Source organism: Sodalis sp. RH19 (genome assembly GCF_047324215.1).
GTDB lineage: Bacteria > Pseudomonadota > Gammaproteobacteria > Enterobacterales > Enterobacteriaceae > Acerihabitans.
Genome location: NZ_CP178734.1, coordinates 2,633,749 through 2,659,504, shown reverse-complemented (window position 1 = coordinate 2,659,504; position 25,756 = coordinate 2,633,749). Strand labels below are relative to the sequence as shown.

The following is a 25,756-nucleotide window of genomic DNA, read 5'->3' as shown; positions in this document are numbered from 1 at the left end:
ATCTTAATTAACATCAAAACGATAACCCTGCCCACGAACCGTTGTGATCACTTCATACGGATAATCGGCCTGCATTTTTTTTCGCAATCGCCCCATCAGGACATCGATAGTGTGACTTTCGCGCAATTCCGCGTCGGGATAAAGCTGCAGCATCAGGGAGTCCTTGCTGACTACTTTGCCGGCGTTGCGGATAAGCGTCTCGATGATGGTGTATTCAAACGCGGTCAATTTGATATGTTCGTTATTGATCATCAGTTCGCGGCGCGACAGATCAATCTGGAACGGCGGCAGGGTAATGACCTGCGAAGCCAGTCCGCTGTTGCGGCGCATCAAGGCCTGCATGCGCGCCACCACTTCTTCCAGATGGAAAGGCTTGGTCACATAATCGTCCGCGCCCGCTTCCAGCACGGTGACTTTATCTTGCCAGCCCTCGCGCGCGGTGAGTACCAGAATGGGGATTTTTACCTGATGGGTGCGCCAGCGGCGTATCAGGCTCAAGCCGTCTTCATCGGGCAGGCCGAGGTCGACAATGGCGATATCAGGTGGGTGTTCATGCAAAAAATAATCCGCCTCTCTGGCATCGGCGGCGGCATCGACCTGATGACCCATTTCACGCATTTGTACTGTCAGGTGATGTCGAAGAAGAGAATTATCTTCTATAACCAGAACTCGCATCGCAACTCCTAAGTTAAAGCACCAGTAACGAGCCTGAATCACCCGTCTCTGCCAATCTGTAAAAACAATCCCCTGGGCTGATGGACGTCTTTTGGGAGAGTATCCCAGAGGATGGCTAAACTTATGTTCAACGGAGCTTTAACCGGAGCGTTTGCTAGGGCATTTCACACGCCGGGCATTATTTCAGCTCATCGACCATGGCAACGGCGCGTCCGATATAGTTGGCCGGCGTCAGCGTCTTCAGCCGGGTCTTTTCCTCTTCCGGCAGCGGCAGGCCGTCGATAAAGGCCTGGATGCCGGCGGCGTCAACGCGTTTGCCCCGCGTTAACTCCTTAAGTTTTTCGTAGGGTTTTTCAATGCCATAGCGGCGCATCACCGTTTGGATCGGCTCCGCCAGCACTTCCCAGTTCTGATCCAGCTCCGCCAGCAAACGATCGCCGTTGACTTCAAGTTTGCCGACGCCCTTGAGCGTGGACTGGTAGGCGATTAAGGCATAACCGATGCCGACGCCCAGGTTACGCAGCACCGTGGAGTCGGTCAGGTCGCGCTGCCAGCGTGAAATCGGCAGTTTGCCCGCCAGATGGCCCATGATGGCGTTAGCCATCCCCAGATTACCTTCGGAGTTCTCAAAATCGATCGGATTCACCTTGTGCGGCATGGTGGAAGAGCCGATCTCACCGGCCACGGTGCGCTGTTTAAAGTGGTTCAGGGCAATATAACCCCAGATATCGCGGTCGAAATCAATCAGGATGGTATTAAACCGCGCCATGCAGTCGAACAGTTCGGCTATATAGTCATGAGGCTCGATCTGGGTGGTATAGGGATTCCAGTGAATACCCAGCGAGGTGACGAATTCCTCGCTGAACCGGTGCCAGTCCACCTGCGGATACGCCACGATATGGGCATTGTAGTTGCCCACGGCGCCGTTGATTTTACCGAGGATTTCCACCTGCGACAGCTGCCGGTACTGACGCTCCATACGATAAGCCACGTTCGCCATTTCCTTGCCGACCGTGGACGGGGTGGCGGGCTGTCCGTGAGTACGCGACAACAACGGAATATCCCGGTACAAATGCGCCAGCGCCTTGATGCCGTCGATGATTTTACGCCAATAGGGCAGGATCACGTCCCGGCGGGCGGTTTGCAGCATCAGCGCATGCGACAGGTTGTTGATGTCTTCCGACGTGCAGGCGAAATGGATAAATTCGCTGACCGCGTGCAACGCCGGTACCGACGCCACCCGTTCCTTGAGGAAATACTCCACCGCCTTCACATCGTGATTCGTGGTGCGTTCGATGGTTTTGATGCGCGCGGCATCCTGTTCGCTGAAGTTGGCGGCCAAATCATCAAGGTAAGCGATTGCGTGGTTGTCAAATGCCGGGACTTCGCTGATATCGGCGCATGCCGCCAGTTTTTGCAGCCAGCGCACTTCCACCTGGACGCGGAATTTCAGCAAGCCATATTCACTGAAAATAGCGCGCAAGGCGTCGACTTTGTCGCCGTAGCGGCCGTCAACGGGGGAAACGGCGGTCAGTGAGGATAATTCCATCGATTGCGACTCCTGGGATAAGATTTCAACATTGTGCAAGGATTTGCCGGGCCTGTTCAAACAGGCGATTGCGGGCGAACATCAGTTGCAAACGGCCGCCGCCCACCTGTTGCCACAGCACGGCGGAACGAATGCCGGCCAGTAACGCTGCGCGCACCTTGGCCTGTACCTGCAGGTTCTGCAGCATGGCCGGGGCGCCGGTCACCTGGATACGTGGACCCAGCGGGCTGATGACGTCGACATAAATTGACGCCATGGCGCTTATCAGGGTCTCTGACATTAATTCGAAATGAGACAGCTGGCGGTCAAGCTGGCCGATGCGCTTCGCCAGTTCGTCCAGGGCGCCTTTATTGGCATGCAGTTTACGCTCCAGCACCATCAGGCTCAGGGTATAACGCGTTATCTCCGCTCCCACGCCTTCGCGCGAGGCGTTAAGCATGCCCGCCATGGCTTCCAGCCCGGGCTTGAGATTCGCCGGCCGGTCGCCGTATACCCTAAGCGTCGTGGGCGGGTTAAGATCAAGCAGGCTGCGCAGCGAGACTTCGAGCGCGTCGTCGTCGCACACGCCCTTATTGGCCAATTGCCGGACTAATAACGCGCTTTGGCAGATCCCGGCCAATGCCAGCGTAATATCATAATAATTCTTAGCCAAGGTTACTCCTGTACACTTCCCTGATGATGCGGCGGCGTTTAATCACGCATGGGGGCATTCAGCCGCCGGCCGGACTTATCCCGGCGATAAAATGGTTGTCGTGTCTTTGCCGCCGATCATGCCACAAATCGCGTGGTAAACCCAGATCAGGATCACTCCTGCAGCGGCAACCGGGCCTCGATAACGCCGCCGCCCAGGCACAGTTCACCCAGATAGAACACCGCCGACTGTCCGGGCGTGACCGCGGCCACCGGCGCGTCGAACAGCACGTTGATCCGCCCGTCCGCCAGCGGCTCGACCAGGCAGGGCACATCCTGCTGGCGGTAGCGGGTTTTCACCACGCAGCGCAGGGGACCGGCCAGGGGCCGCCTGTCCACCCAGTTCAGTTGCCCGGCGACCAGGCCCACCGACATCAGCCGCGGATGCTCATGGCCTTGGGCCACCACCAGGATGTTATCATCCATCAGCTTGTCCACCACATACCAGGGCTCGTCATTGCCGTCACGGGTGCCGCCGATGCCCAGCCCCTTACGCTGGCCCAGGGTGTGGTACATCAGCCCCTGGTGCTCGCCGACCCGCTGTCCGTCCACGGTCAGGATCGGGCCGGGCTGGGCCGGCAGGTAGCGGCCGAGAAATTCGCGGAACCGGCGCTCGCCGATAAAGCAGATGCCGGTGGAATCTTTCTTGGCCGCGGTGATAAGTCCCAGCTCCGCGGCGATGCGCCTGACCTCCGGCTTGGCCAGTTCGCCCACCGGGAACAGGCACTGCGCCAGCTGGCTGTGGCCGAGGGTATATAAAAAATAACTCTGGTCTTTATTGTCGTCGAGACCGCGCAGCAGCTGGCTTTTACCCGCCTCATCCCGGCGGCGCACATAGTGGCCGGTGGCGATGAAATCAGCGCCCAGGTCCTCGGCGGCGAACTCCAGGAAGGCTTTGAACTTAATTTCTTTATTGCACAGCACATCGGGATTGGGCGTGCGCCCGGCCTTATATTCGGCCAGGAACAGTTCAAACACGTTATCCCAGTATTCGGCTGCGAAGTTCACCGTATGCAGGGGAATGGACAATTTATCGCAGACCGCCTGCGCATCGGCCAGATCGCTTGCCGCGGTGCAGTATTCCTCATTGTCGTCCTCCTCCCAGTTTTTCATAAACAGTCCCTCCACCTGATAACCCTGCTGCTGCAACAGGTAGGCGGAAACGGAGGAATCAACACCGCCGGACATACCGACGATCACTTTAAGCTGACTGTTTTCTGACATGGGATTCTCACAAACGGGCGCGCGCGCCTTGATGTCACATTGCGCGCTGATGATACGAGGGGGCGGATTTTACCACGCCAGGCACCCCGCGCGCCACCGCGCCGGGGTGACGGAAAGAGCGTTAGAGTGCGAAGGGCCATTGAAACGCGGCGAGCATCTCCAGCGGATAGCGTTTATCCTGTTGATAGCACAGGATGCTTTGCGCCACCAGCGGCGAGCGCAGCAAATCCGAGGCCAGGATTTCATCCGCCGGCAGCCACAGGCAACGATCGATATCGTCGTCTTGGGGAATGGCGGTCATGCGCTCTGGTAAATCAATGGCGAATAAAAAACGCAGAAACGGTGTCTTATCGGGCGCGATCCATTGATGGATGCGCAGCAGGGCCTGGGGCTGGGCGTGGATGCCCGCTTCCTCGTACAATTCGCGCCGCGCGGCCTGGATGATGGTTTCGTCCGCCTCCAGATGGCCCGCCGGCTGGTTCCAGCGGGGATTGCCATGAATGGTTTCCTCGACGATAAGGAAATGATTTTCCGCCTGGACTACACAGGCAACGGTGACATGCGGCTTGAACATGCGCGCTCCTTAACGCTTGCGGATTGCGGGATGCCCTGGTCGGGCATCCGTGATGGTACTTTTGCTTACAACTGCACTTCACGCCACTCGCCCGGCGCCAGGTCCGCCAGGGTCTGATCCGCCATTTGATAGCGGATAAGCCGCAGGGTAGGGTGGCCGATATGGGCGGTCATGCGCCGGACCTGACGGTTACGGCCTTCATATAAAGTGATTTTAAGCCAGCAGGTAGGGATGGCCTTGCGCTCGCGGATAGGCGGCGTGCGCGCCCAGAGCCAGGCCGGCTCCTTCACGCGCTGCGCGCCGGCGGGCAGCGTGGGGCCATCGCTTAAGGTGACGCCGGTACGCAAGAGTTTTAACGCGGCGTCTTCCGGCTCGCCCTCCACCTGCACGTAATAAATCTTAGCCGTTTTTTCCGCCGGCTGCGTCAGCCGGGTCTTTAATTTGGCGTCGTTGGTCAGGATCATCAGTCCTTCGCTGTCGCGATCCAGGCGCCCGGCGGCGTAGATATCCGGTACCGGGATATAGTGTTTCAGCGTCAGGCGTCCGGCGTCGTCGGTAAACTGCGGCAGGACGTCGTAAGGTTTGTTGAATAAAATGACGCGCCTTGGCCCCCGCATCGGGGCGGGAGGACGGCGCGGACTGAATCGGGAAAGGCTATTATTTTTGATAAAAAGCTCGCCATAAGTGTGCGGTGGAGGGGATTGGCGGCATTATACTGCAAAACGGCCAGAATGCGGTTAGCTTTGGCGGGGCTAGCGAATGTCAATCTTATGCATCCCCTCAACGCCCAGCAACTGGCGATAGACTTCCACCGGTTTATAGCGGGTGCGCATCATGACTTCCAGCGTCATTTTGCAGTCTTTGGCGTCGTTCTCGTTACGTACTACCGACGACCGCACCACACGGATATGCAGTTTTCTCAAGGCCTGCATGGCGAGTTCAATGCTGGCGGGGGACAGCGACAGCATGATCATATAGCGCCGCCCGATAAGCCGGTTGCTTAATTGGCGAATGCCCTCGAGCACCAACAGCGTCATCAGGGTGCCGAAAATGCCGATGGCGTACATGCCGCTGCCGACAATCAGTCCGATGGCGGCGGTGACCCATAGCCCGGCCGCCGTGGTCAGGCCGCGGACGAACTGCTTATTGAGCATAATGGTGCCGGCGCCGAGAAATCCGATGCCGCTCACCACCTGGGCGGAGATCCGGCTAGGGTCGAGGGTGATATTATGGCTGTCCGCCAGAAGGTCGGCAAAACCGTATTTGGAGACAATCATAAACATCGCGCTGCCGATACATACCAGGATATGGGTACGCAACCCCGCCTCCTTGGCCCGAAGCTGGCGTTCCACCCCGATCAATGCGCCTAACCCGCCGGCCAGGGCGATACGCAGCAATAATTCGGTATCCATGTTATCTCCTTAAACATTGATATTGCACACCCGTCAATTTGATGCGGATACAGGCTAAGTATCGGATTTACCGGCGGGTTCATCAATAAAGGAATATGTTGAAATTTGTTACCAAACCGCTTGCGGCGGTCAGGGGCGTTCTCGGCGGGAAATGGGACACGGCCTTGTCATTAATATAATGCCGATTATAAATACCATTGTAATATTCAAACCATCTGTGAGCCAATGTATCTTATTAAGGTAAATATTTGTCAACGCTGTATAATGCTGACATGAACCCTTCTCGGTGAGAATGGGCATAGATTTAAAATATGATGATTTTCAATAGTAAAAAAAGGAGAGGCCCGCTTGGGTGTAAATTAAAGGGGGAAAGGAGACGTATAAACTTTGTTAATATATGGCCACCGTTAAATTAAGTTACATTCACCCGATATCAGTGGATGCCGTCCTGGCCTACTCTTATTTTTACCGCTATACCGTTCTGGTGTAACGCTGTTATTACCAAGCCTCGATGATCGCACCGCGCCGGCACCAGAAAACGGCGCGGGGGCCGATGATCCCGTCTCACTGAGGACCTGATTATGAAACTATTACCCTATCTATTTACCGCCATCGTCGCCGGTATCTCTTTTTCCAGTCAGGCTGCGCAGGAAATCAACCAGCAGCAGGCGGCCGGGCATCAAAGCATCGGCACGGTGTCAGTGTCCGGGCTGGCCGGTTCCACCGACGACGCGGTGCACGCGCTGCGGCAAAAGGCCAGGGAGGAAAATGCCCCTTACTACCGTATTATCGGCGTGGATAACCCGGGTGATTCCAGCACGTGGTCGGGCGATGCCGAATTGTATCGCTGAATATTTCGTGACGACGCGCCCCGCGCCTGCGCGGGGATACGCGCCGGTGATCCCGGCCGGTAGACCCGCGGCAGCGTGGCTGTCCCCGGCCGGCATTATCAACACGCTTCCTGTCTTTTATATCCCGGCGTGATTTACTGCGGCGCCGCCGTCTTTTCCTGCAATCCTGGCTCCAGTACCTTTATCTGCGGGAATTCCCTTTCGGTAAATAAAATATTTTGCGTGGGTATCGCCAGCTTGATATCCATTTTTGCCAGTTCCTCCATCAGGCGAATATTGATTTCCTGCTGGATATCCATGTATTTATTATAATCGGCGCTGGCGACGATATGCACCACTTCATAGGTCAGGCGGAAATTATCGAATGACAGGAAATGCGCGCGGTCAAAACGGGTTTCCTCAATCTCTTCGATAATGCGTTTAATCATCGGCCCCACCAGGCGCAGCTTATCCGGGGGCGTGGAATAGGCCAGGCCGAAGGTGAACACGATGCGGCGTGTCTGCATGCGCTTATAGTTATGGATGGTCTGCTGCAGCAGTATGGCGTTGGCGCAGACAATCTGTTCGCCGCTCAGGCTGCGGATACGGGTGGTTTTCAGCCCGATATGCTCGATGGTGCCGGCGATATCATTGAACACCACGAAGTCGCCAATAACAAAGGGCTTGTCAAAACCGATGGCCAGCGAGGCGAACACATCGCTCAGCACGGTCTGGATCGCCAGCGCAATGGCAATGCCGCCGACGCCGAGGCTTGCCACCAGCGCGGTGATATTGACGCCCACATTGCCGAGGATGGACAGCAGCATCAGCGCCCATATCAACAAACGAATCATTACCCCCAGGATCACCATGGTCACGGTATTGCGCACCGCGCCGGGCTGATTGACCACCTTTTGCGACCAGACATGGGCGGCGCTGTCCAGCCACAGGGCAATCTGGATGGCGAATACCAGGAACCAGCCGTGCGCCAGGGCGCTGTGCCATGTGCCGGGCAGCTCGATAAAACGCATGCTGATCAAAAACGCGGTGCACAGAATCAGCAACCGCTTGGTGTTGTCCAGCATCTCAACCGCAATTTGGTACAAGGCGCTGTGCCGCCCGGTGCTCCACTGCTTCACCCGGCGACCCACCAGTTGGATCGTGCGCGAGATAATCCAGTGGATGATCAGGGTGGCGGCGATAATAATGGCGATGTTCAGCCAAAAATCGCCGGAGGTGATAAGGCGGAAAAAATTCAGGTTCCTCAACATCTCCATTCGGTGTCTCCCAAGTTGACCATCAAAAATACAAACCCATTATAAAAATTATAGTGATGACAAAGTGGCACATCATCAGCGAGGCGGCAAATGGGGGCTGTGCACGCGGTCAGCCGTACAACCGCTGATGATGTTTTTTGCGTTGCTGGTAATCCTCATCCGCGCGCAGCAGATCCCAATAGTGTTTAAATACCGCGGCGGCATCGGCTTTTTGCCTGTCAACGATGTAAGGCAGCACGGTACCGTCGGCGGCGTATTTTTTGCCGCCCTGATGATTGGCGTAACGCCGGGCGCGGGTATAGCCCATCTGGATAAATTTGCGCGCCATATCCATGCCGACAAAATCATCCTGGCGGCGGTATTGCTCGAAAAGAGCATGGATTTTTTCCGCCGATGTTCTGGCGATAGCGGCGTTTTTAAAACGCCAGTGCGGCAGAATCTCGCTTTTATAAGGCTCGACCAGCAGTACGCCCTGCTCGCCGCGGCCTACCTGATACCGTTCGGGATGGCGGCGGAAATCCGTATTGGCAAAATCCTGTTGGTAATTAAAGGGGCACATAACGTAGTACGATTTCTGAGGTTTTTCTAAGGATAGCCAAAGGGTAAAAAAATGTCTCTCCAGCCGCCGCCCAGACGTCCCGCCGCGTTCCGGAAGATTCCGGCTGAAAGGCTATACTTTTGAAACCGACAATTGTCCTGAAACGATAAAGATATTCGCGTCGGTTTATCAGAGGAGAGCACCATGACTCAGTCTGCAAGCAACGTCGCCGTGGTCACGGCATCGGACTCGGGGATCGGCAAAGCCTGTGCCATCGCCTTGGCAAAACAGGGTTTTGATATCGGCATTACCTGGCATTCAGACCAGCGTGGGGCTGAGGATACCGCCGGTGAAGTGTTAAAACTTGGCCGCAAGGCCCAGGTATTGCAGCTGGATCTGACCCAGTTGCCCGCCGCGGCGGAGGTTATTGACCAGTTCAGCCGGTCTTTCGGCCGTCTTGATATGCTGGTAAATAATGCCGGGGCCAGTGCCGGTGCGCCGTTTCTGGATTTGTCCTACGAAGATTGGCGCTCGACGTTCTCCATTGTGCTGGACGGCGCTTTTCTTTGCGCGCAGCGCGCCGCAAGACACATGGTCAAACAAGGGCAGGGCGGGCGGATAGTCAATATCACGTCTGTTCATGAACATACCCCATTGCCCGCGGCCGTCGCCTATACGGCGGCAAAGCACGGGCTTGGCGGCCTGACCAAATCCATGGCGCTGGAATTATCTCCCTACGGCATACTGGTCAACTCGGTGGCGCCCGGCATGATAGCCACGCCAATCAATGATATGCGCGAAGAGGATGCCTGGACCGCCAAAGAGCCCGGCATCCCTTTGGGACGCCCGGGCCATGTCGATGAAATAGCCTCGATGGTTGCCTGGCTGGGGTCCGAGGGCGCCGCCTATACCACCGGACAATCGTTTATTATCGATGGCGGCTTTATGCTGGTGAATCCCCAGTTCAAGGCGCAAAAAGCGCAGGCAGGGAAATAAGCGCCGGTACACCCTAAAGGTGCGTTCAGGAAACGGCATCGGCCTGAAGACGTCAGGCGCTATTTAAGAGCATGGCTACTTTTATGCGTCATCTATTTCATGTATGGTTATAAATATGCTTCGTTTTCTCCTGTGACCTATGCCTATTTCGTTATTGCTGCATGTCGATATCCCCGCCGCGTTCCGTCCCGCCTTCGAGCAGGCCGGTTTCCGCCTGTGTCCCGCGTTGCGCGAGAACGAGCATAGTCCGATCCTGCCGGCTGAGGGCAGCATAGACCCCGCCAGGGTGGAGGCCGTGCTGACTATCGGCTCCATCGGCCTGAGTGCGGCGCATATCGCCGCGTTGCCTAACCTGCGGCTGATTTGCTGTCAGGGGGTGGGATTTGAAAAGATCGATCTGGACGCCGCGCGCGGGCGCGGCATTATGGTCACCAACGGCGCCGGCACCAACGACACCGCCGTCGCCGACCACGCGGTGGCGCTGCTGGCGGCGATAGTGCGCAATATCCCCGACCTCGATCGCGCGGTCCATCGCGGGGAATGGCAGCAGGCGCGGCGAACCCGGCCGCAGTTGACCGGGCGGCGCGTGGGGATCTTGGGTCTGGGCAATATCGGCCTTAAAATCGCCCAACGCTGCGCCATGGGGTTTGATATGGACGTGGCCTACCATAGCCGCACACCGCGCGCCGACAGCGATTACCGCTATTGCGCCAGTCTGGACGCGCTGGCGCGCTGGGCGGATTTCCTGGTGGTATGCACGCCGGGAGGCGCGGCGACCCGGCATTTGATCAATGCCCAGGCGCTTACGGCGCTGGGTGCGGACGGTTTTTTGGTCAATGTGTCCCGCGGCAGCGTGGTGGATACCGGGGCGCTGATCGCGTGCCTGCGCCGCCGCGCCATCGCCGGCGCCGCGCTGGATGTGCTGGAGGGTGAGCCGGAAGTGCCCGCCGCGCTGCTGGCATTGGACAATATTATCCTGACGCCCCATGTGGCCGCGCGCTCGCCGGAGGCGCTGGACGCCATGTTTGAACGGGTGCTGGAGAATTTAACCCGCTTTTTCGCCGGCAGGCCGGTGTTGACGCCGGTGCCGGGCATGGCGATATAATCTTTCAGGCTCAAGACGCTCAACGTCTTTTTGTCATAATAAGGAACCGGCATGTTGGATTACCGTGAACTTATCAGTCCTCCCTCGCTCATGCTCGCGTTACAACAGGAAAGCGACGCGCAGGCCCTTTTTGACCTGGTGCATGCCGAGCGTCAACGGCTGGGCCGCCATTTGTCCTGGCCGCCGCTGATTAATAACGTCGGCGATACCCTGGCCAATATCCGCCATAACCGCGCCGATTTCGCCGCCGGCCGTTCGGCTGTGTATGTGGTGCGCTGGGATGGGGATATCGCCGGCATCCTCTCCTTTAACACTATTAATGATAAACAGGCGGAAATCGGGTATTGGCTGGCCGCGCGCTTTGAAGGCAGGGGCGTGATGTCGCGGGCCGTTAAGGCATTGATGTCCTGGTATGGCGAAACGGGCAAGCTGGACACTTTTATCATCCGCTGCGGGGTGGCAAACCGCCCCAGCAACCGGCTGGCCCAGCGGCTGGGGTTTGAATTCGATTATTGCCAGGTGCGGGCGGAAAAAATCGGCGATCGCTATGTCGATCATAATGTCTATTGCCTGCAGTATCGACCAGGCCAGGACTAGCGGTCCGCTTTAGCGGATGGCCCCGCCGCGCAGGCGGATATCCTCCATGAGCCGGGTTAGCACCGACGCCGACTGGCGCAGGCCGTCGTGCTGGTATTCATTGGTCACCCAGGCCTGCAGGTTGCCGACCCTGGCGGCGGTATCCAGCGATAGCCCGGCATCGACAAACATATCGTCGTGATAGATAGCCGCGGCCACCGGCACCTCGTTGGCCGCCAGCCGCAGCGGGTCGTACAGGGGCGGATAGCCGCCGCGTTCGGCCAGTATCCCGGCCACCTCGCGGAAGGGGCGCAGCGATCGGATCTCTTCGAACATCCAGGGATACATCATTTCACCGGTGAACAGCAGCGGGCGGCGCTGCGGGGAAAATTCGGGAAACGACGCCCGGATGCGCTCCGCGCTCCAGCGGCTGGCCTGTTCGCCTTGGCCGTAGATAATTTCCTGCAGCACGGCGTAGAGCGGGTTACCGTCATAGGAGGTCAGCGCCATGACCGCGGCGAGGAAATGGTCGGATAAGCGCGTTTCCTCCACGTCGCTGAAGGCCTCCTCCACCAGCCAATGAATATTTTCAAACCCCGGCGCCAGGCCGAAATCGTTGCCCAGGGTTTGCAGGCGGCGCACGCTCAGGCGATCGCCGTCCGGCAGGTGGATATCCTGCGCCGCGATAGCGTCCGCCAGCCGGGCGATGCGCGCACCATCATCCGGGTAGCGCCGATAGTACTTCTCATTTTTTGCGGCGACCCGGGGATAGGTGCGGCGATAGACTTCATCCGCATCGGCGTCCAGCCCGGCCAGGCCGCCGGTAATATAGCAGGCCGCCAGGCCTTGCGGCGCCATGGAGAGGTAGCTTAAGGCGATAAAACCGCCATAGCTTTGTCCAAGGATTTCCCAGCGGCCGCCGCCGAATACGCGATCGCGCAGGTATTCGTAGTCGCGCACGATACTGTCGGCGCGAAACAGCCAGAGATAATCCGCGGCGGCGCCGGCATGCGCAAACGCGGCCAGGGTGGCGGTTTCCACCCGCGTGCTGCGGCCGGTGCCGCGCTGGTCGACCAGGATCACGCGGTGGGTTTTCAGCGCCTGCGCAAGCCATACCGGCCCGCCGGCGGACGGGCGCGGCCCTTTGCCGCCGGGGCCGCCCTGGATATAGGCCAGCCTGGGTAAATCAGCGTCGCGCTGCATCGGATCAACCACTTCTCGGGCGAACACCTTGATGGTACGGCCGTCGTCGGGATGCGCCCAGTCCAGCGGCACCGTGACCAGGCGATCGCGGATCAGCATGCCGGGAATAATGAATTCGGACAATATCAACATCGTCTCCTTATGGAATAAATGACCGGATAATGGGCCGGGGCGGGGTGTCTACCGGGATGCGCCGGGTCTCGCCGAAGGCAAGGGCCGGGGAAGCTCGCGGCGAAAACCCAGCCCGATAATGCGCCCGGCGATCGCCGGCACCCAGGGCTGACGCCGCATCCAGCCGCCGATGGCGGATGGTTTGCGCGCGGGATCCCGCGGCCGGCTGTTTTTGCCGGTGAGCATAATTTGCAGCGATTGTAACGCCCAGGTGGGAAAACGCCTGCGCCGCTGCACCTTATTTAACTGACGCAGGGTGACCCGGCCCCGCGACAGCGGAAAGCTGAGAAGGTTGGCCGTCGCCACGGCATCCTGGATGGCCAGATTGACGCCGACGCCGCCGATGGGCGACATGGCATGGGCGGCATCGCCGATGCACAAGACCCCCGGCGCGGCCCAGCGCTGCAGACGATCGATGCGTATCACCAGCAGTTTAAGCTGCGACCAGTCGGCGACGGCGCCGGCCAGGCGGTCATAACCGAACGGCGCGACCTCCGCCACCCGCCGCAGCAGGGCCGCCAGTCCTTCCCCGCGCAGGGTGTCAAAACTGCCTTTGGCGATGCTATAGCCGCACTGCCAGTAGTCGCCGCGATCGAGCATGATAAAATTATTTTTCGGGCCGCCGTGGCCGCTGGCCTGTTGCGTGTCGTCGGCCTGCTTGGGCAGTCGCAGCCATATCACGTCGCGCGGCGCGCCGAATTCACGTACCGGCAGGCCGGCGGCGGCGCGCACCATGGATTGCCGTCCGTCGCCGCCCACCACCAGGGCGGCATGGATACGCAGCGTGATACCGTCCGGCCCGGTCGCCAGCACGCCGCGCACTTGCCCGCCGGCAGTAAGCAGTTCCCGCGCCGTGGTGGCGCGCAGCAGCGTAAAGCACGGCAGGGCTTCGGCGCGCTGCGCCAGGAAATTAAGAAATTCCCACTGCGGCATAAACGCCATAAATTTACACCGGGTCGGCAGGCGGGAAAAGTCCGCCAGGGTCACGGTCTCGCCGTGGAATTCGCCGCGCAGTTTCTCCACCCGCTGGTGCGGCAGCGCCAGGAAGTCCGTCAGCAGACCGAGATGATGCAGTATCTCAAGCGTCGAAGGATGAATGGTGTCGCCGCGGAAATCGCGCAGGAAATCAACATGTTTTTCCAGCACCGTGACGGCGACGCCGGCCCTGGCCAGCAGGTAGCCCAGCATCAGGCCGGCCGGCCCGCCGCCGACGATACAGCAGCCGGTATGGATATCCGGCCGGGGCGAGCCGCCGGTGGACAGGTCGGGACGGGAAGGATTCACAGCCATAATAGGTGCCGCAGCAATAAAAAGATGATAATTGATGATACGTATCAATTATCATCTTGCAAGTGAATCAGCGCCAGAACGGGCCGGCGCCAGGATGCGGCTTACCGTTTTGCGGATAGGGGGAAGCCGATATCGGCCAGGGTAATAGCGCCCTCGTCGGCCGACATCGGGCCGATAAACCGCAGCAGCTTCTGATATTTGGTGCCCTGATCAAGGGTGCCATCGAGGAGGATGTGAATTTTTTTCTGCGCGTCAATCAGATGGAGGGTATCGCCGGCTTTGACAATATTGACGGCGTGCCCGTCCACCGAGCTGAACAGCTTGTACCAGGACGGTCTCCTCAAGGCCACTACCGCATTAATATCGCCGCAATTCTTGAGTTTATCGGCTAACTGCGCGACCGAGTCGTATCGCGTCATGGCGACGTCCTGGCAGGTTTCAAACGTATTGAGGCTACCGCCGCGCATATCGGGTATGGCACCGTGTAATATGCCCGTTTTAAACGTGTCGGCCACCGCGGTGGCGCATGACACGCAATTGGTTTGACCCACGCCATGAAACCCCAGCCAGGAGGCGACGGTGGCCAGCGGCCTTAACCAAAACGGCGGTCTGCCGCGGTGGTTAACCTCCATGAGCAGCGTATCTCGGATATAGGTTTCGAGACGGATGTTATAAATGGCATTTTTCCCCGAAGATTGTCGAAACTCTGGCGGTTGAAGGCCACCCGGCAGCTCGGTATTGCGGCAGAGCGCTTTAACGGGAGACGTGTCGCCCGTGTATGGCGCCGGAACCTCAAAAATGCAAAATTCATCCTCTACGTTGTGCTTGTCAGAGTCGCAGGTGAATTCCGCATTTTGCAACGTATGCTGCACTCTGACCGTTGACCTATCATCGGCGTACGCCGTGTCCGGCTGAGGGTTGCGCGCCGCGCTAAGGCCCGAGAAGGACGAACCCGCTGCAATCTTTTCCTTTGGCTGGGTGCTGCCGGACGCGGTGTTATTAGCCCGCTGGCCGACAGGTCTCTCCGGATTAGCCACAGAATGTGATGTGCTACGATGATCTCCTTTATTCGGTAAAGGGATCCCGGCGTTCTTAATAGTGTTGAATTTTTCAATTAACGGAGTGGCGATAATAGTGCCATTCACTATCAATGGGTGTGTTTTACGGAAATTTTCAATTTGCATGGTAACTATTTCTTCAAAGTAATAAACCATGGCCTTAATACGCTAAAACTAACGCGGAGTAAAATAAATCGGGTTTTATGTAAATTGAATTTACTGTAAATAAATTATCGAGGTAAATAAATACAATATTTGATTAAGGTATCATGCAATGATTTTTTGGCGGCGGCGGGCGATCAAAATGATAACCCACGCTGATAATACAGCGCCGGTTATCAGAAAATATCATACTATTATTTGCCGGTCTTATCCTGCAGCTGCGGCAGGCCGCTGTTGTCGCTGGCGGACAGCAGGCCGGTGCTCATATAGTTGATCAGCTTTTCGCGGGTATCGGCGATATCCAGGTTGCGCATGGTCAACTGGCCGATACGGTCTTCCGGCGAGAAGACGGAATCGCCTTTTTCCATGGTCAGGCGCTCCGGCATATAAGTCAGGTTATCCGATACGGTATTAAGAATGGAATAATCGTTGCCGCGGCGCAGTTCCAGCGTGACTTCGCCGGTGATCTCGCTGGCGATCCAGCGCTGCGACGAGTCGCGCAGCATCAGCGCCTGGGAATCGAACCAGCGGCCCTGGTAAAGCAGGCGGCCGAGCTGGCGTCCGTTGGCGTGATATTGCGCGATGGTATCCTCATTATGGATGCCGGTCACCAGGCGTTCGTAGGCGATATGCAGCAGCGCCATGCCGGGGGCCTCATAGATGCCGCGGCTCTTGGCTTCAATAATGCGGTTTTCAATTTGGTCGCTCATGCCCAGCCCGTGGCGGCCGCCTACCCGATTGGCCTCCAGCATCAGCTCAACCTGATCGCTGAAGACGACGCCGTTAATCGCCACCGGCAGGCCGCGCTCAAAGCGCAGCGTCACTTCTTCCGCCGTGACCCGCACGCTTTCGTCCCAGAATTTGACGCCCATGATCGGATTGACGATTTTTACGCTGGAATTCAGGAACTCCAGTTCCTTGGCTTCATGGGTGGCGCCAAGGATGTTGGAATCGGTGGAGTAGGCTTTTTCCGCCGACATTTTATAATCGAACCCGGCCTGGGCCATAAATTCCGACATTTCATGGCGCCCGCCCAGCTCATCGATAAAGTCGGTGTCCAGCCAGGGTTTATAGATTTTCAGCTCGGCATTGGTCAGTAAACCATAACGATAGAAGCGCTCGATATCGTTGCCTTTGTAGGTGCTGCCGTCGCCCCAGATATTGACCCCGTCTTCCTTCATGGCGGCCACCAGCATGGTGCCGGTGACGGCGCGGCCCAGCGGTGTGGTGTTAAAGTAGGTGACGCCGGCGGTGCTGTTGTGAAAGGCGCCGCACTGCAGCGCGGCGATGCCCTCCGCCACCAGTTGCCGGCGACAATCGATAAGGCGGGCCTTTTCCGCGCCGTAGGCCAGCGCCTTGCGCGGGATGGCGTCGTAATCGTCCTCGTCCGGCTGGCCCAGATTGGCGGTGTAGGCATAAGGGACCGCCCCTTTCTGGCGCATCCACAGCAGCGCGGCGCTGGTATCCAGGCCCCCGGAGAAGGCGATACCTACGCGTTGGTTGACCGGAAGGTGCCTGAGAATCGTTTCCATTAATTAAGCCCTATAAGAAAAGTACAGCAAAATGTGCCATCGCCCGTCATCGCGTCACACCTGGGATCCTCGATGCGAGCCAATCCTTTTTGCCATCAGATGATACCTTCATCTTAAGGAAACTGAAGCGTAAACGCTACCCTGCAATGCATTGCCCGCGCGCCGGCGGCGATGCGCCGGTTTTTATCCCGACGGCCCGCTGCGGGTAGGGGGCGCTTGGCAATAGAACCTTGGGGGAGGAAGCCATGAAAGAATAAGGGGTGGGAAATAATAAAGAAAATATTCCACCCCGTGTCGCCACCGGGTGGAATAGCTTTTGCCTTTGTAAGGATAATCCTATTCTTAATGAAATAGGCGCAACCGTTTTCTGGCTTTGATTTCGGTATATCTGTTGGGTAATCTTGTTTTGCTTTTATTTTTTTGATGCATTAATAATGAAAATACCATTAAAACCATTAACAAGATTAAACCTATTACAGGTAAAATGATTTGCATTTTATCACCTAGTGCAATATTAACGTAATCTAACTATGCTGTGTATCTAATGATATAACCTGCAGTAAACGCAGCATGCCCACAACCTGCCGCGCAATGTGCGGCAACCAGCATCCTACTGATGCAAAGTGTACGTAATCAAGGGTGGGGGCGCATACCCTGTTTACGGTATTCTCCTGATTATAATAAAGACGCTAGCCCAAAAACGGCAGATATAACGCCACTTCGGTACCCCCCGCTCCACCCTGTACCGTCAGGCGCACGCCAAGCTTACTGGCGCGCGCATGCATGCCCGCCAGTCCGCGCGAACCCGGCCGGATAAGATCGGGCAGCATGCCGTGGCCGTCGTCGGCGACCCGCACCATGACCTCATCGCCTATCGGTTTGACCTCGATGCGGATCCGGGAAGGCTGCGCATGTTGCAGCGCGTTATTAATGGCTTCCTGCACAATTCGCAGTATGGACAGCGCCGACGCCGGCGTCAGGTAGTTTAGGGCGGGAATGGGCGCCACATCCCATTCCAGGGCAATGCCCAGCGCCCTCAGGCGCGGCTGCAGCCGAAAGCGCAGGTTGCCCAGCAGCGGCAGCAGATCATGCTCGGCCAGGTCCAGCGAGTCGATAATCAAACGCAGGTCCTGTAACGACTCCTCGATATGGCGGGCCAGTTCCTCCGGGTCGGTGTCGCGGCGGCGCGCCAGGCGCAGCGCGGTTATCAGCTGCGCTCCCATACCGTCGTGCATGTCCTGCAGGATGCGCGCGCGTTCGGCGATAATTGCCGCGCGCTTTTCGATCTGGCTGCCTTCACGATCGATGATAAACCGCTCGGCAAAAAAATAGATCATGACAAAACAAAACGGCAGCGCGCCGACAAAACTCCAGCGAAAACTGTCCCAAGGCAACCATTCCATAATAATCAAATAAGACTGGGCGACGCTGAGCGTCCATATCAGCGCGGTCAGCGACAGGGCGATAAGCTTTACCGAACGGGTTGACCAGCCCCGCGCCAGCAGCAGGGCGATGGGCACCAGGCGCAGCAGTACGTGGGGCCAGGTTATCAGCCAGGCGCGATCTGTCGCCTTGCCCAGCAGCATCAGCGCCATGACGCTGATAACCGTCAGCAGGGTGAGGCCATGCAGCAATGGGGGGAACCAGCGCAGCCGCGCGCCGCAGAGGCGATAACCCGCCACGCACAGCGCCCAATACATAATGGTGGTGATCATCACCCGCAACCCTTCCTGGGCCCCGAGGGGAATAGCCAGGTCGGCGAGATAGGCGAGCAGCGTGGCCAGCGAGGCCAGCAGGGCGAATTGGATGATGAACACGCGCTTTTGCCGCCAGGTGTAGGCCACCAGGAAACACAGGGAACCGGCAATCAGCACCAGAAGTACATAGGGGACGATGACCTGCAAAAGATACCGCTCAAACCACAGGTCACGCAGCGCCTGCGCGGGCCCCAGGCGGATGGCGGAAAGCCCGCTGCGCAGCGCGCTGTCCCCTTCCAGCCTGACGGCCAGCTGATTGTCGCCGCTGCGGAACAACCCGGCCGGCAGCACGATATATAATGGCGATTCCTTCATGGGTTCAACGTGGCGGCCAGCGGCATCGTTGAAACGCACGCCCGGGTTAAGCAGCGAACCGTTAAGCCAGACTTCCCCGGCCACGGAGAGATGCGGCAGGTATAAGGCCAGCGGCTGCGCCGGCGGCGCGTCAAGATGGAAGTCCAGCCGATACCAGGCAATGCCGCTAAACGCCGGGATGCGCTGACGCCAGTTATCCGGTAATGCTACCGTCTCGCCATGCCGTGCGGGCGGCGTGGCATCGCGGCTGTAGATAAACTCCGCGCGATCCAACAGCCGCGTTGCCAGCGCCGCGTCGGCGCCGCCGGCCGGGGAAGAAGACGCACCCGCAGGCGGGGTCAGGCTTAGCAGCAGCGCCAGCCCGGCCCACAGCCCGCGCCGCCGAAGAAACGGGCGCATTAGATCAGGCCCTGGTTCCGCGCCTGGATAATGGCCTCCACGCGATTATGAACGGCCAGTTTGCTATAGATATTCTTGATATGGGTGGCGACCGTATGCGTCGAGATATTCAGCATGCGTGCGGATTCCGCCACGGTAAAACCCTGGGAAATATGCCGCAGGATATCGATTTCCCGCGTCGTCAGGCCGTCCGGGCGCACCGCGGCGCTGGATTTTTCCGCCGGTTCGAACCGTTTAAGCAAATGGCGGGCGATCTGCGGCGATAGCGGGGCGCCGCCGGCGTGCACCAGCTCCACCGCCCGGGCGAATTCATCAATGGCGGTATCTTTGAGCAGATATCCGCGCGCGCCGGCCTCGATGGCGCGGATAACATGGGCCTCGTCGCCGAAGATGGTGGCGACCAGTACCGCGGTGCGCGCCGCCTGCTGCTGCAGCGACTTGATCAATTCAATACCGTCGCCGTCATGCAGGCCCAGATCGATGATGGCGACATCGGGAACGGTATGCCGCAGCAACGCCCATGCCTCGCCCAGGGTGGCGACGCTTCCCGCCAGGGTCAGGCGGGGATGGCTTAACACCATGGACTCGAACTCCATGCGCATGGGTTCGTCGTCTTCAACCAGTAAAACCTTAATGCTGGAAGTATTCATGATTACGCCAAGGGGTAGCATTTAAATTAATAAGCCCAAAGAGGATGGGGAATGGTCTGCTCCTGGAGTGACCCTCCTGACACCAGGCCGGTTTAATTATTTTTGGTGATGAAATCGGCGGATCCAGTTTTACATGGAATGGCGGCATTGTGAAGAACCCGGTAACGGCGGGTTAACATTCTTATCGCTATCTTTACTTCATCAGGCTGGCGGCAACGCGTAGTTGAGGCGCATGGCGAGGGGCATCCGGTTGGCGATGATTTTTGTGCGAAATAATCTGCTAATGCTGATGTTGAACTAAAGAGAATATAGCGTTTTATCACCGGCGCAGGGGCAATGTAAAAGCCGTCGCTTTCAGATTAACCTCAAGTGAAAATGTCCGGATGGCGCCGGTATCGGTTTTGGCACTTAACGCGCGCTGTCTTGTTCCTTCTTCAGCCCGTTCCGCCGGTCCCAACGGGGCCGTGATCCCCGCAATATCATTGTCAGTATTTCATTAAGATTACAAAAACGATCAATAATATTTCATTTCAAAAGAAATAACTTTCAAAACGTGACGTATATCTAACAAACCATAACCTAAGTCGCCTATCTTAAGCAGCGCAGTATATCGACGCCCGTATTGCCAAAGGTGCTTTTCCTTGTTCGTACCCCGAAATGGAGAAAATTATGATTGACGTGATCGCCCACGGCGCCGAGTGGTTTATCGGCCTGTTTCAAAAAGGCGGTTCGGTGTTTGTCGGCATGGTTACCGGCATCCTCCCGCTGCTTATCAGTTTATTGGTCATTATGAATGCCCTGATCGTTTTTGTGGGCCAGAGCAGGATTGAACGTCTGGCGCAGCGCTGCGCGGGTAATCCGTTGTCGCGGTATCTGCTGCTGCCGGTTATCGGCACCTTTGTCTTTTGCAATCCGATGACCTTAAGCCTCGGCCGCTTTATGCCGGAAAAATACAAACCCAGCTATTACGCCGCCGCCTCTTACAGCTGCCACTCCATGAACGGCCTGTTTCCCCATATCAACCCCGGCGAATTGTTTGTCTATCTCGGCATCGCCAACGGGCTGACCACGCTGAACCTGCCGCTGGGGCCGCTGGCGGTCAGCTACCTGCTGGTCGGCATGTTCACCAACTTTTTCCGCGGGTGGATAACCGATCTGACCACGTCGATTTTTGAACGCAAAATGCATATCCAACTTGATCAGCATGTCCGCTTGTAATCCCAGGAGAAGGCGATGAATACATTTATCCGTATTGAAAAAGGCGAAAGCGGCTGGGGCGGGCCCTTGCTGATTGAGGCCGTGCCGGGCAAAAAAGTGGTGTACATCACGGCGGGCACGCGTCCGGCGATTGTCGATCGCCTGAGCCGGCTCACCGGCTGGCCGGCGGTGGACGGATTCAAGGAAGGGGAACCGCCGGCGGATGAGATAGGCGTGGTGGTGATTGACTGCGGCGGCACCCTGCGCTGCGGCATTTACCCCAAGCGGCGCATTCCCACGGTCAATATCCATGCCACCGGCCGCTCCGGTCCGCTGGCACAATTTATCCTGGAGGACATTTATGTCTCCGGCGTGCGTGAGCAGAATATCCAACTGCTGGCGGATGATGATACCCAGGCGGCCAACGCGTCGCCGCAGCCGCAGGCCGCCAACGAGCGCGTCAGGGATACCGGCACGGCGGCCAAGGGCGCCGGCCGTGATTACGACACCAGCAAAAAAATTACCGAGCAAAGCGACGGGCTGCTGGCGAAAGTCGGCATGGGCATGGGATCGGTGGTGGCGGTATTTTTCCAGGCCGGGCGCGAAACCATTGATACCGTGCTGAAAACCATACTGCCCTTTATGGCCTTTGTCTCCGCGCTTATCGGCATCATTATCGCCTCGGGACTGGGTGATTTTATCGCCCACGGCCTGACGCCGCTGGCCAATAGCCCCATCGGCCTGGTGACGCTGGCGTTGATTTGCTCCTTTCCCCTGCTATCGCCGTTTCTCGGCCCGGGGGCGGTGATAGCGCAGGTTATCGGCGTCCTCGTCGGCGTACAGATAGGCCAAGGCCATATTCCCCCCCATCTGGCGCTGCCGGCATTGTTCGCCATCAACGCCCAGGCGGCCTGCGATTTTATCCCGGTCGGCCTGTCGCTGGCCGAAGCCAAGCAGGATACGGTCCGGGTAGGGGTGCCGTCGGTACTGGTCGGTCGTTTCCTGACCGGCGCGCCGACCGTTCTGCTGGCCTGGGCGGTATCCGGTTTTATTTACCAATGAAGTCTTTTGATGAGGGCGTTTGTATGCAGACGATTTACCAGACCACCTTTACCCGCGTCGGCGAAAACGCGCGCGAGTCGCTGGCCGACAATATGCTGATTACCTTCCGCGAGGGCGCGCCGGAAGATATCGAGGCCTACTGTTTTATCCACCGCCACGGCGATATGCAGGGCGAGCTGCGGGCCGGCGAGACGCTGACCCTGGCGAACGAGGCGTTCCCCATCACCGCGGTGGGCGACGTGGCGACCAGTAACCTGCGCGAACTGGGCCATATCACCATCCGTTTTGACGGCGCCGGGCAGGCGGAATATCCCGGCACCGTCCATGTCGCGGGACCGACCCCGGCCGATATCCCCGTCGGCAGCGTATTAGCCATTTTGTCTTGATTTATTATTCTGTAGGAGCACGTGTATGAAGCAGGTTGCGGTAGTCATTGGTGGTGGTCAAACCCTCGGCGCCTTTTTATGCGCAGGGTTGGCGCAGGCCGGGTACCGGGTGGCGGTGGCCGATTTAAATGCGCAGCATGCCTGGCAGGTGGCGGCGGATATCAACGATCGCCTGGGGGAGGGAACGGCATTTGGTTTTGGCGCGGACGCGACGAACGAAGAGAGCGTGACGCGTCTGGCGCAGCAGGTCGACCAGCAGTTCGGCCAGGTCAACCTGCTGGTGTACAGCGCGGGCCTGGCCAAGGCGGCGCCTATCACCCAGTTTGCACTGGTGGATTTTGATCTGTCGTTGCAGGTGAACCTGGTGGGCTATTTCCTGTGCGCGCGCGAATTTACCAAACTCATGATCCGTGACGGCATCGCCGGGCGGATTATCCAAATAAACTCCAAGTCGGGTAAAGTGGGCAGTAAGCATAATTCGGGCTACAGCGCCGCCAAGTTCGGCGGCGTGGGACTGACTCAATCGTTGGCGCTGGATCTGGCGGAGTACGGCATCACCGTTCACTCGCTGATGCTGGGCAACTTGCTTAAATCGCCGATGTTCCAGTCGCTGTTGCCGCAATATGCGAAAAAGCTTGGCCTGCGCGCGGATCAGGTCGAACAGTATTATATCGACAAGGTGCCGTTGAAACGCGGCTGCGAGTATCAGGATGTGCTGAATATGCTGCTGTTTTATGCCAGTGACAAAGCCTCTTACTGCACCGGGCAATCCATTAATATTACCGGCGGGCAGGTGATGTTCTGACCCGCACCCACCCCGCCGGAAGCCTCCGGCGGGGCAATTATTCCTGGAGGAGATGACCGGATGAGTGCAACGGCGCTGCTGGTGTCAATCGCGATCGTGGCCTGGATAGGCCAGATTATCCTGGGCGGATGGCAAATCCGCAGTTTCAACCGCGCTTTCGACGCCTTGTGCCTGCGGGGACACGTGGGCGTGGGCCGTTCCGCCGGCCGCTTTAAGGCCAGGGTGGTACTGGCGCTGGCTTTTGACGGCGAGCAGCGGGTATGCGATGGTTTTATCCTGCGCGGCATCACGGTATTTGCCCGGCCACGGCGGCTGACGGCGTTAATCGGCCTGTCAAAAGCACAGCTCATTCCGTATGTCATATTTCCGCGCGATCCGGCATTGCAAACCGCGCTGTCTTTAGCGATTGAACCGAAATGATGATATTTTCATTTTAAAAGGTGGTATCTTTCATTTGGAATGGTATTCAAGGTATAATCTCCGTCAGTGGCTATTTCGCCAATCGATTCGGAAATTGTTATGAAACCAAAGCAACGCCATGCGGCAATTCTGGAATACCTGCAAACGCACGGTAAAACGGCCGTGGAGGATCTTGCCAGTCGTTTTGCCACCACGGGTACCACTATACGCAAGGATTTAACCCTGCTGGAAGAAGAGGGGGCGGTTATCCGCACCTATGGCGGGGTAGTATTAAGCCGGGAGGAGGGCGATCAGCCCATCGACCGCAAGACCCATATCAATACCGCCAAGAAAAAACAAATCGCCCGCCGGGCCGCCGGCCTGATTAACGACGGCGATTCCCTGATCTTCGATGCCGGCAGTACCGTGCTGCAAATGGTGCCCTATCTGGCGCAGTTTAATAATATCACCGTGATGACCAATAGCCTGACGATTGTCAATGAACTGGTAGAATTGGATAACGATCAGACCATCCTGATGCCGGGGGGGACTTATCGTAAAAACTCGGCATCGTTTCACGGCAGCCTGGCCGAAGCGGCGTTTTCCCATTTCAGTTTCGATAAATTGTTTATCGGCGCGGACGGGGTGGACCTGAACGCGGGCGTGACCACCTTCAACGAAGTCCACACGGTTAGCCAGGCCATGTGCCGCGCGGCGCAGCAGCTCATCCTGCTGGTGGATTCCTCTAAATTCGGTCGTAAAAGCCCCAACGTGGTCTGCGAACTGGACGCCGTCCATCTGCTGATCACCGATCGCGATATTAACCCGGTGTACCTGGCCGCGCTGCGGGAGAGGGGCATTGAAGTGATGCTGGTGGGAGAAGACGATGAGTGACCGGTTGCTGGCGTACGCGCGGGAAACCCTCGATATCGAGATCGCCGAAGCGCGGCGCCTGCGCGACCGCCTGGACGACAGCGTAACGCGCGCCTGCCGGCTGTTGCTCGGCTGCCGGGGAAAGGTGGTGATTTCCGGCATGGGCAAATCGGGGCATATCGGTAAAAAGATCGCCGCGTCGCTGGCCAGTACCGGCACGCCGGCGTTTTTTGTCCACCCCGCCGAGGCGCTGCACGGCGATTTGGGCATGATAGGCAGCCAGGACGTGGTGGTGTTTATCTCCTATTCCGGCCGCGCCCAGGAACTGAGGCTGATTTTGCCGCTGCTGGCCGAAAGCGGTATCCCGGTGGTGGCCATTACCGGCAACCTTGATTCACCGCTGGCGCAGGCCGCCGCCTGCGTGCTGGATATCAGCGTTGAGCGGGAGGCCTGCCCGATGGGGCTGGCGCCCACGTCAAGCGCGGTGAACACGCTGATGATCGGCGACGCGCTGGCGATGGCGCTGATGCGTTACCGCGGATTCGACGCCGAGCAATTCGCCCGATCGCATCCCGGCGGCAGCCTGGGGGCCAGTCTGTTGAACCGGGTGCATCATGTCATGCGCCGCGACGACCGTTTGCCCAGGATCAAGCAGCAGGACAGCGTGCTGGACGCCATGCTGGAACTGAGCCGAACCGGTCTTGGCCTGGTGGCGGTATGCGATAGCGAAAATCGGGTAGCGGGCGTATTTACCGACGGCGATCTGCGCCGCTGGCTGGTGAAAGGACATGGACTGGACGAGTGCGTCGGGCATGCCATGACCCAGCCGGGCTATCGGTTGCCGCAGGAATGGCGGGCCGGGGCGGCGCTGGCGGCGTTGCACCAGCACCATATCACCGCCGCGCCGGTCGTGGATACCGAGGGACGCCTGGTCGGCGCGCTTAATCTGCACGATTTGCATCAGGCGGGGATCGGCTGACCGGGCGCGGCTATAATCCATCGCGGTATTATTACCCACGGCAGGTTGAACTATTTTCCTCATGCTTTTATT

Annotated in this window: 26 protein-coding genes; 11 read left to right on the top strand and 15 right to left on the bottom strand. The window is 58.1% G+C overall.

The genetic code is table 11. The features are described 5' to 3' along the window. Positions 1 to 3: 3 nt before the first annotated feature. The 7 genes from phoP to ACL2XF_RS11915 form a co-directional block, all read right to left on the bottom strand. Complete coding sequence (gene phoP / locus ACL2XF_RS11945) at positions 4 to 675, bottom strand: two-component system response regulator PhoP (RefSeq protein WP_162364562.1); 672 nt, start codon at positions 673 to 675, stop codon at positions 4 to 6. 178 nt (positions 676 to 853) lie between these two features. Continuing rightward, the gene (gene purB, locus ACL2XF_RS11940) at positions 854 to 2,224 is read right to left on the bottom strand and encodes an adenylosuccinate lyase (protein ID WP_413722438.1); all 1,371 of its coding nucleotides are present in this window, start codon (positions 2,222 to 2,224) and stop codon (positions 854 to 856) included. Between the two features lie 25 nt (positions 2,225 to 2,249). Further along, positions 2,250 to 2,876 carry a high frequency lysogenization protein HflD gene (gene hflD, locus ACL2XF_RS11935; RefSeq protein WP_410015729.1) on the bottom strand — a complete coding sequence of 209 codons (627 nt, stop codon included), beginning with the start codon at positions 2,874 to 2,876 and terminating at the stop codon, positions 2,250 to 2,252. A 152-nt stretch (positions 2,877 to 3,028) separates the two neighbouring features. Next, positions 3,029 to 4,138, bottom strand: coding sequence for a tRNA 2-thiouridine(34) synthase MnmA (gene mnmA, locus ACL2XF_RS11930; RefSeq protein ID WP_410015728.1), 1,110 nt, complete (start codon positions 4,136 to 4,138; stop codon positions 3,029 to 3,031). A gap of 121 nt (positions 4,139 to 4,259) precedes the next feature. Next, a complete protein-coding gene (locus tag ACL2XF_RS11925) occupies positions 4,260 to 4,712 on the bottom strand; it encodes an NUDIX domain-containing protein (protein WP_410015727.1) in 453 nt (150 codons plus the stop codon). A 65-nt stretch (positions 4,713 to 4,777) separates the two neighbouring features. Next, positions 4,778 to 5,380, bottom strand: coding sequence for a 23S rRNA pseudouridine(2457) synthase RluE (gene rluE / locus ACL2XF_RS11920; RefSeq protein ID WP_410016579.1), 603 nt, complete (start codon positions 5,378 to 5,380; stop codon positions 4,778 to 4,780). Between the two features lie 84 nt (positions 5,381 to 5,464). Continuing rightward, the gene (locus tag ACL2XF_RS11915) at positions 5,465 to 6,124 is read right to left on the bottom strand and encodes an MgtC/SapB family protein (RefSeq protein WP_410015726.1); all 660 of its coding nucleotides are present in this window, start codon (positions 6,122 to 6,124) and stop codon (positions 5,465 to 5,467) included. A gap of 581 nt (positions 6,125 to 6,705) precedes the next feature. Here ACL2XF_RS11915 and ACL2XF_RS11910 point away from each other — a divergent pair. Beyond that, a complete protein-coding gene (locus tag ACL2XF_RS11910; protein WP_410015725.1) occupies positions 6,706 to 6,975 on the top strand; it encodes a DUF1471 domain-containing protein in 270 nt (89 codons plus the stop codon). Positions 6,976 to 7,109: 134 nt separating this feature from the next. On the opposite strand, the gene ACL2XF_RS11905 is transcribed toward ACL2XF_RS11910, so the two are convergent. Together ACL2XF_RS11905 and ACL2XF_RS11900 are read right to left on the bottom strand one after the other, a co-directional pair. Beyond that, positions 7,110 to 8,231 (bottom strand): mechanosensitive ion channel family protein, encoded by a 1,122-nt coding sequence (locus tag ACL2XF_RS11905; RefSeq protein ID WP_410015724.1) that lies wholly within the window; start codon positions 8,229 to 8,231, stop codon positions 7,110 to 7,112. Between the two features lie 109 nt (positions 8,232 to 8,340). After that, positions 8,341 to 8,790 (bottom strand): DUF4385 domain-containing protein, encoded by a 450-nt coding sequence (locus ACL2XF_RS11900; RefSeq protein ID WP_410015723.1) that lies wholly within the window; start codon positions 8,788 to 8,790, stop codon positions 8,341 to 8,343. 183 nt (positions 8,791 to 8,973) lie between these two features. Between ACL2XF_RS11900 and ACL2XF_RS11895 the strand changes: the two genes are divergently transcribed. The 3 genes from ACL2XF_RS11895 to ACL2XF_RS11885 all read left to right on the top strand — a co-directional run bounded on the left by ACL2XF_RS11895 (position 8,974) and on the right by ACL2XF_RS11885 (position 11,467). Then, entirely contained in the window at positions 8,974 to 9,765 is a 792-nt protein-coding gene (locus tag ACL2XF_RS11895) for an SDR family oxidoreductase (RefSeq protein ID WP_413728665.1), read from the top strand. A 139-nt stretch (positions 9,766 to 9,904) separates the two neighbouring features. Next, complete coding sequence (locus ACL2XF_RS11890; protein WP_413728664.1) at positions 9,905 to 10,870, top strand: 2-hydroxyacid dehydrogenase; 966 nt, start codon at positions 9,905 to 9,907, stop codon at positions 10,868 to 10,870. A 51-nt stretch (positions 10,871 to 10,921) separates the two neighbouring features. Beyond that, positions 10,922 to 11,467 carry a GNAT family N-acetyltransferase gene (locus tag ACL2XF_RS11885; protein WP_410015720.1) on the top strand — a complete coding sequence of 182 codons (546 nt, stop codon included), beginning with the start codon at positions 10,922 to 10,924 and terminating at the stop codon, positions 11,465 to 11,467. A gap of 9 nt (positions 11,468 to 11,476) precedes the next feature. On the opposite strand, the gene ACL2XF_RS11880 is transcribed toward ACL2XF_RS11885, so the two are convergent. The 6 genes from ACL2XF_RS11880 to ACL2XF_RS11855 all read right to left on the bottom strand — a co-directional run bounded on the left by ACL2XF_RS11880 (position 11,477) and on the right by ACL2XF_RS11855 (position 19,983). Continuing rightward, positions 11,477 to 12,781, bottom strand: coding sequence for an alpha/beta fold hydrolase (locus tag ACL2XF_RS11880; RefSeq protein ID WP_413728663.1), 1,305 nt, complete (start codon positions 12,779 to 12,781; stop codon positions 11,477 to 11,479). A 48-nt stretch (positions 12,782 to 12,829) separates the two neighbouring features. Then, positions 12,830 to 14,110, bottom strand: a complete 1,281-nt coding sequence (locus ACL2XF_RS11875) for an FAD-dependent oxidoreductase (RefSeq protein ID WP_413728662.1) — start codon at positions 14,108 to 14,110, stop codon at positions 12,830 to 12,832. A gap of 101 nt (positions 14,111 to 14,211) precedes the next feature. After that, positions 14,212 to 15,294 carry a toxin glutamine deamidase domain-containing protein gene (locus tag ACL2XF_RS11870; RefSeq protein WP_413728661.1) on the bottom strand — a complete coding sequence of 361 codons (1,083 nt, stop codon included), beginning with the start codon at positions 15,292 to 15,294 and terminating at the stop codon, positions 14,212 to 14,214. Positions 15,295 to 15,524: 230 nt separating this feature from the next. Then, complete coding sequence (gene argG / locus ACL2XF_RS11865) at positions 15,525 to 16,862, bottom strand: argininosuccinate synthase (RefSeq protein WP_410015716.1); 1,338 nt, start codon at positions 16,860 to 16,862, stop codon at positions 15,525 to 15,527. A gap of 689 nt (positions 16,863 to 17,551) precedes the next feature. Next, positions 17,552 to 19,333, bottom strand: coding sequence for a sensor histidine kinase (locus tag ACL2XF_RS11860; RefSeq protein ID WP_413728660.1), 1,782 nt, complete (start codon positions 19,331 to 19,333; stop codon positions 17,552 to 17,554). Continuing rightward, positions 19,333 to 19,983 carry a response regulator gene (locus ACL2XF_RS11855; RefSeq protein ID WP_410015714.1) on the bottom strand — a complete coding sequence of 217 codons (651 nt, stop codon included), beginning with the start codon at positions 19,981 to 19,983 and terminating at the stop codon, positions 19,333 to 19,335. The genes ACL2XF_RS11860 and ACL2XF_RS11855 overlap by 1 nt, the downstream gene beginning before the upstream one ends. A gap of 669 nt (positions 19,984 to 20,652) precedes the next feature. Between ACL2XF_RS11855 and ACL2XF_RS11850 the strand changes: the two genes are divergently transcribed. The 7 genes from ACL2XF_RS11850 (at position 20,653) to gutQ (ending at position 25,684) form a co-directional block, all read left to right on the top strand. Continuing rightward, positions 20,653 to 21,201, top strand: a complete 549-nt coding sequence (locus tag ACL2XF_RS11850; protein WP_410015713.1) for a PTS glucitol/sorbitol transporter subunit IIC — start codon at positions 20,653 to 20,655, stop codon at positions 21,199 to 21,201. A 15-nt stretch (positions 21,202 to 21,216) separates the two neighbouring features. Beyond that, the gene (locus ACL2XF_RS11845) at positions 21,217 to 22,242 is read left to right on the top strand and encodes a PTS glucitol/sorbitol transporter subunit IIB (protein WP_413722448.1); all 1,026 of its coding nucleotides are present in this window, start codon (positions 21,217 to 21,219) and stop codon (positions 22,240 to 22,242) included. A gap of 23 nt (positions 22,243 to 22,265) precedes the next feature. Then, positions 22,266 to 22,628, top strand: coding sequence for a PTS glucitol/sorbitol transporter subunit IIA (gene srlB, locus ACL2XF_RS11840; RefSeq protein ID WP_410015711.1), 363 nt, complete (start codon positions 22,266 to 22,268; stop codon positions 22,626 to 22,628). A gap of 25 nt (positions 22,629 to 22,653) precedes the next feature. Continuing rightward, positions 22,654 to 23,433, top strand: a complete 780-nt coding sequence (srlD, locus tag ACL2XF_RS11835) for a sorbitol-6-phosphate dehydrogenase (RefSeq protein ID WP_413728659.1) — start codon at positions 22,654 to 22,656, stop codon at positions 23,431 to 23,433. 60 nt (positions 23,434 to 23,493) lie between these two features. Next, positions 23,494 to 23,853 (top strand): transcriptional regulator GutM, encoded by a 360-nt coding sequence (gene gutM, locus ACL2XF_RS11830; RefSeq protein ID WP_410015709.1) that lies wholly within the window; start codon positions 23,494 to 23,496, stop codon positions 23,851 to 23,853. A 99-nt stretch (positions 23,854 to 23,952) separates the two neighbouring features. Further along, a complete protein-coding gene (gene srlR, locus ACL2XF_RS11825; protein WP_410015708.1) occupies positions 23,953 to 24,726 on the top strand; it encodes a glucitol operon DNA-binding transcriptional repressor SrlR in 774 nt (257 codons plus the stop codon). Beyond that, complete coding sequence (gene gutQ, locus ACL2XF_RS11820; protein ID WP_413722452.1) at positions 24,719 to 25,684, top strand: arabinose-5-phosphate isomerase GutQ; 966 nt, start codon at positions 24,719 to 24,721, stop codon at positions 25,682 to 25,684. The genes srlR and gutQ overlap by 8 nt, the downstream gene beginning before the upstream one ends. The last annotated feature ends 72 nt before the right edge of the window (positions 25,685 to 25,756 follow it).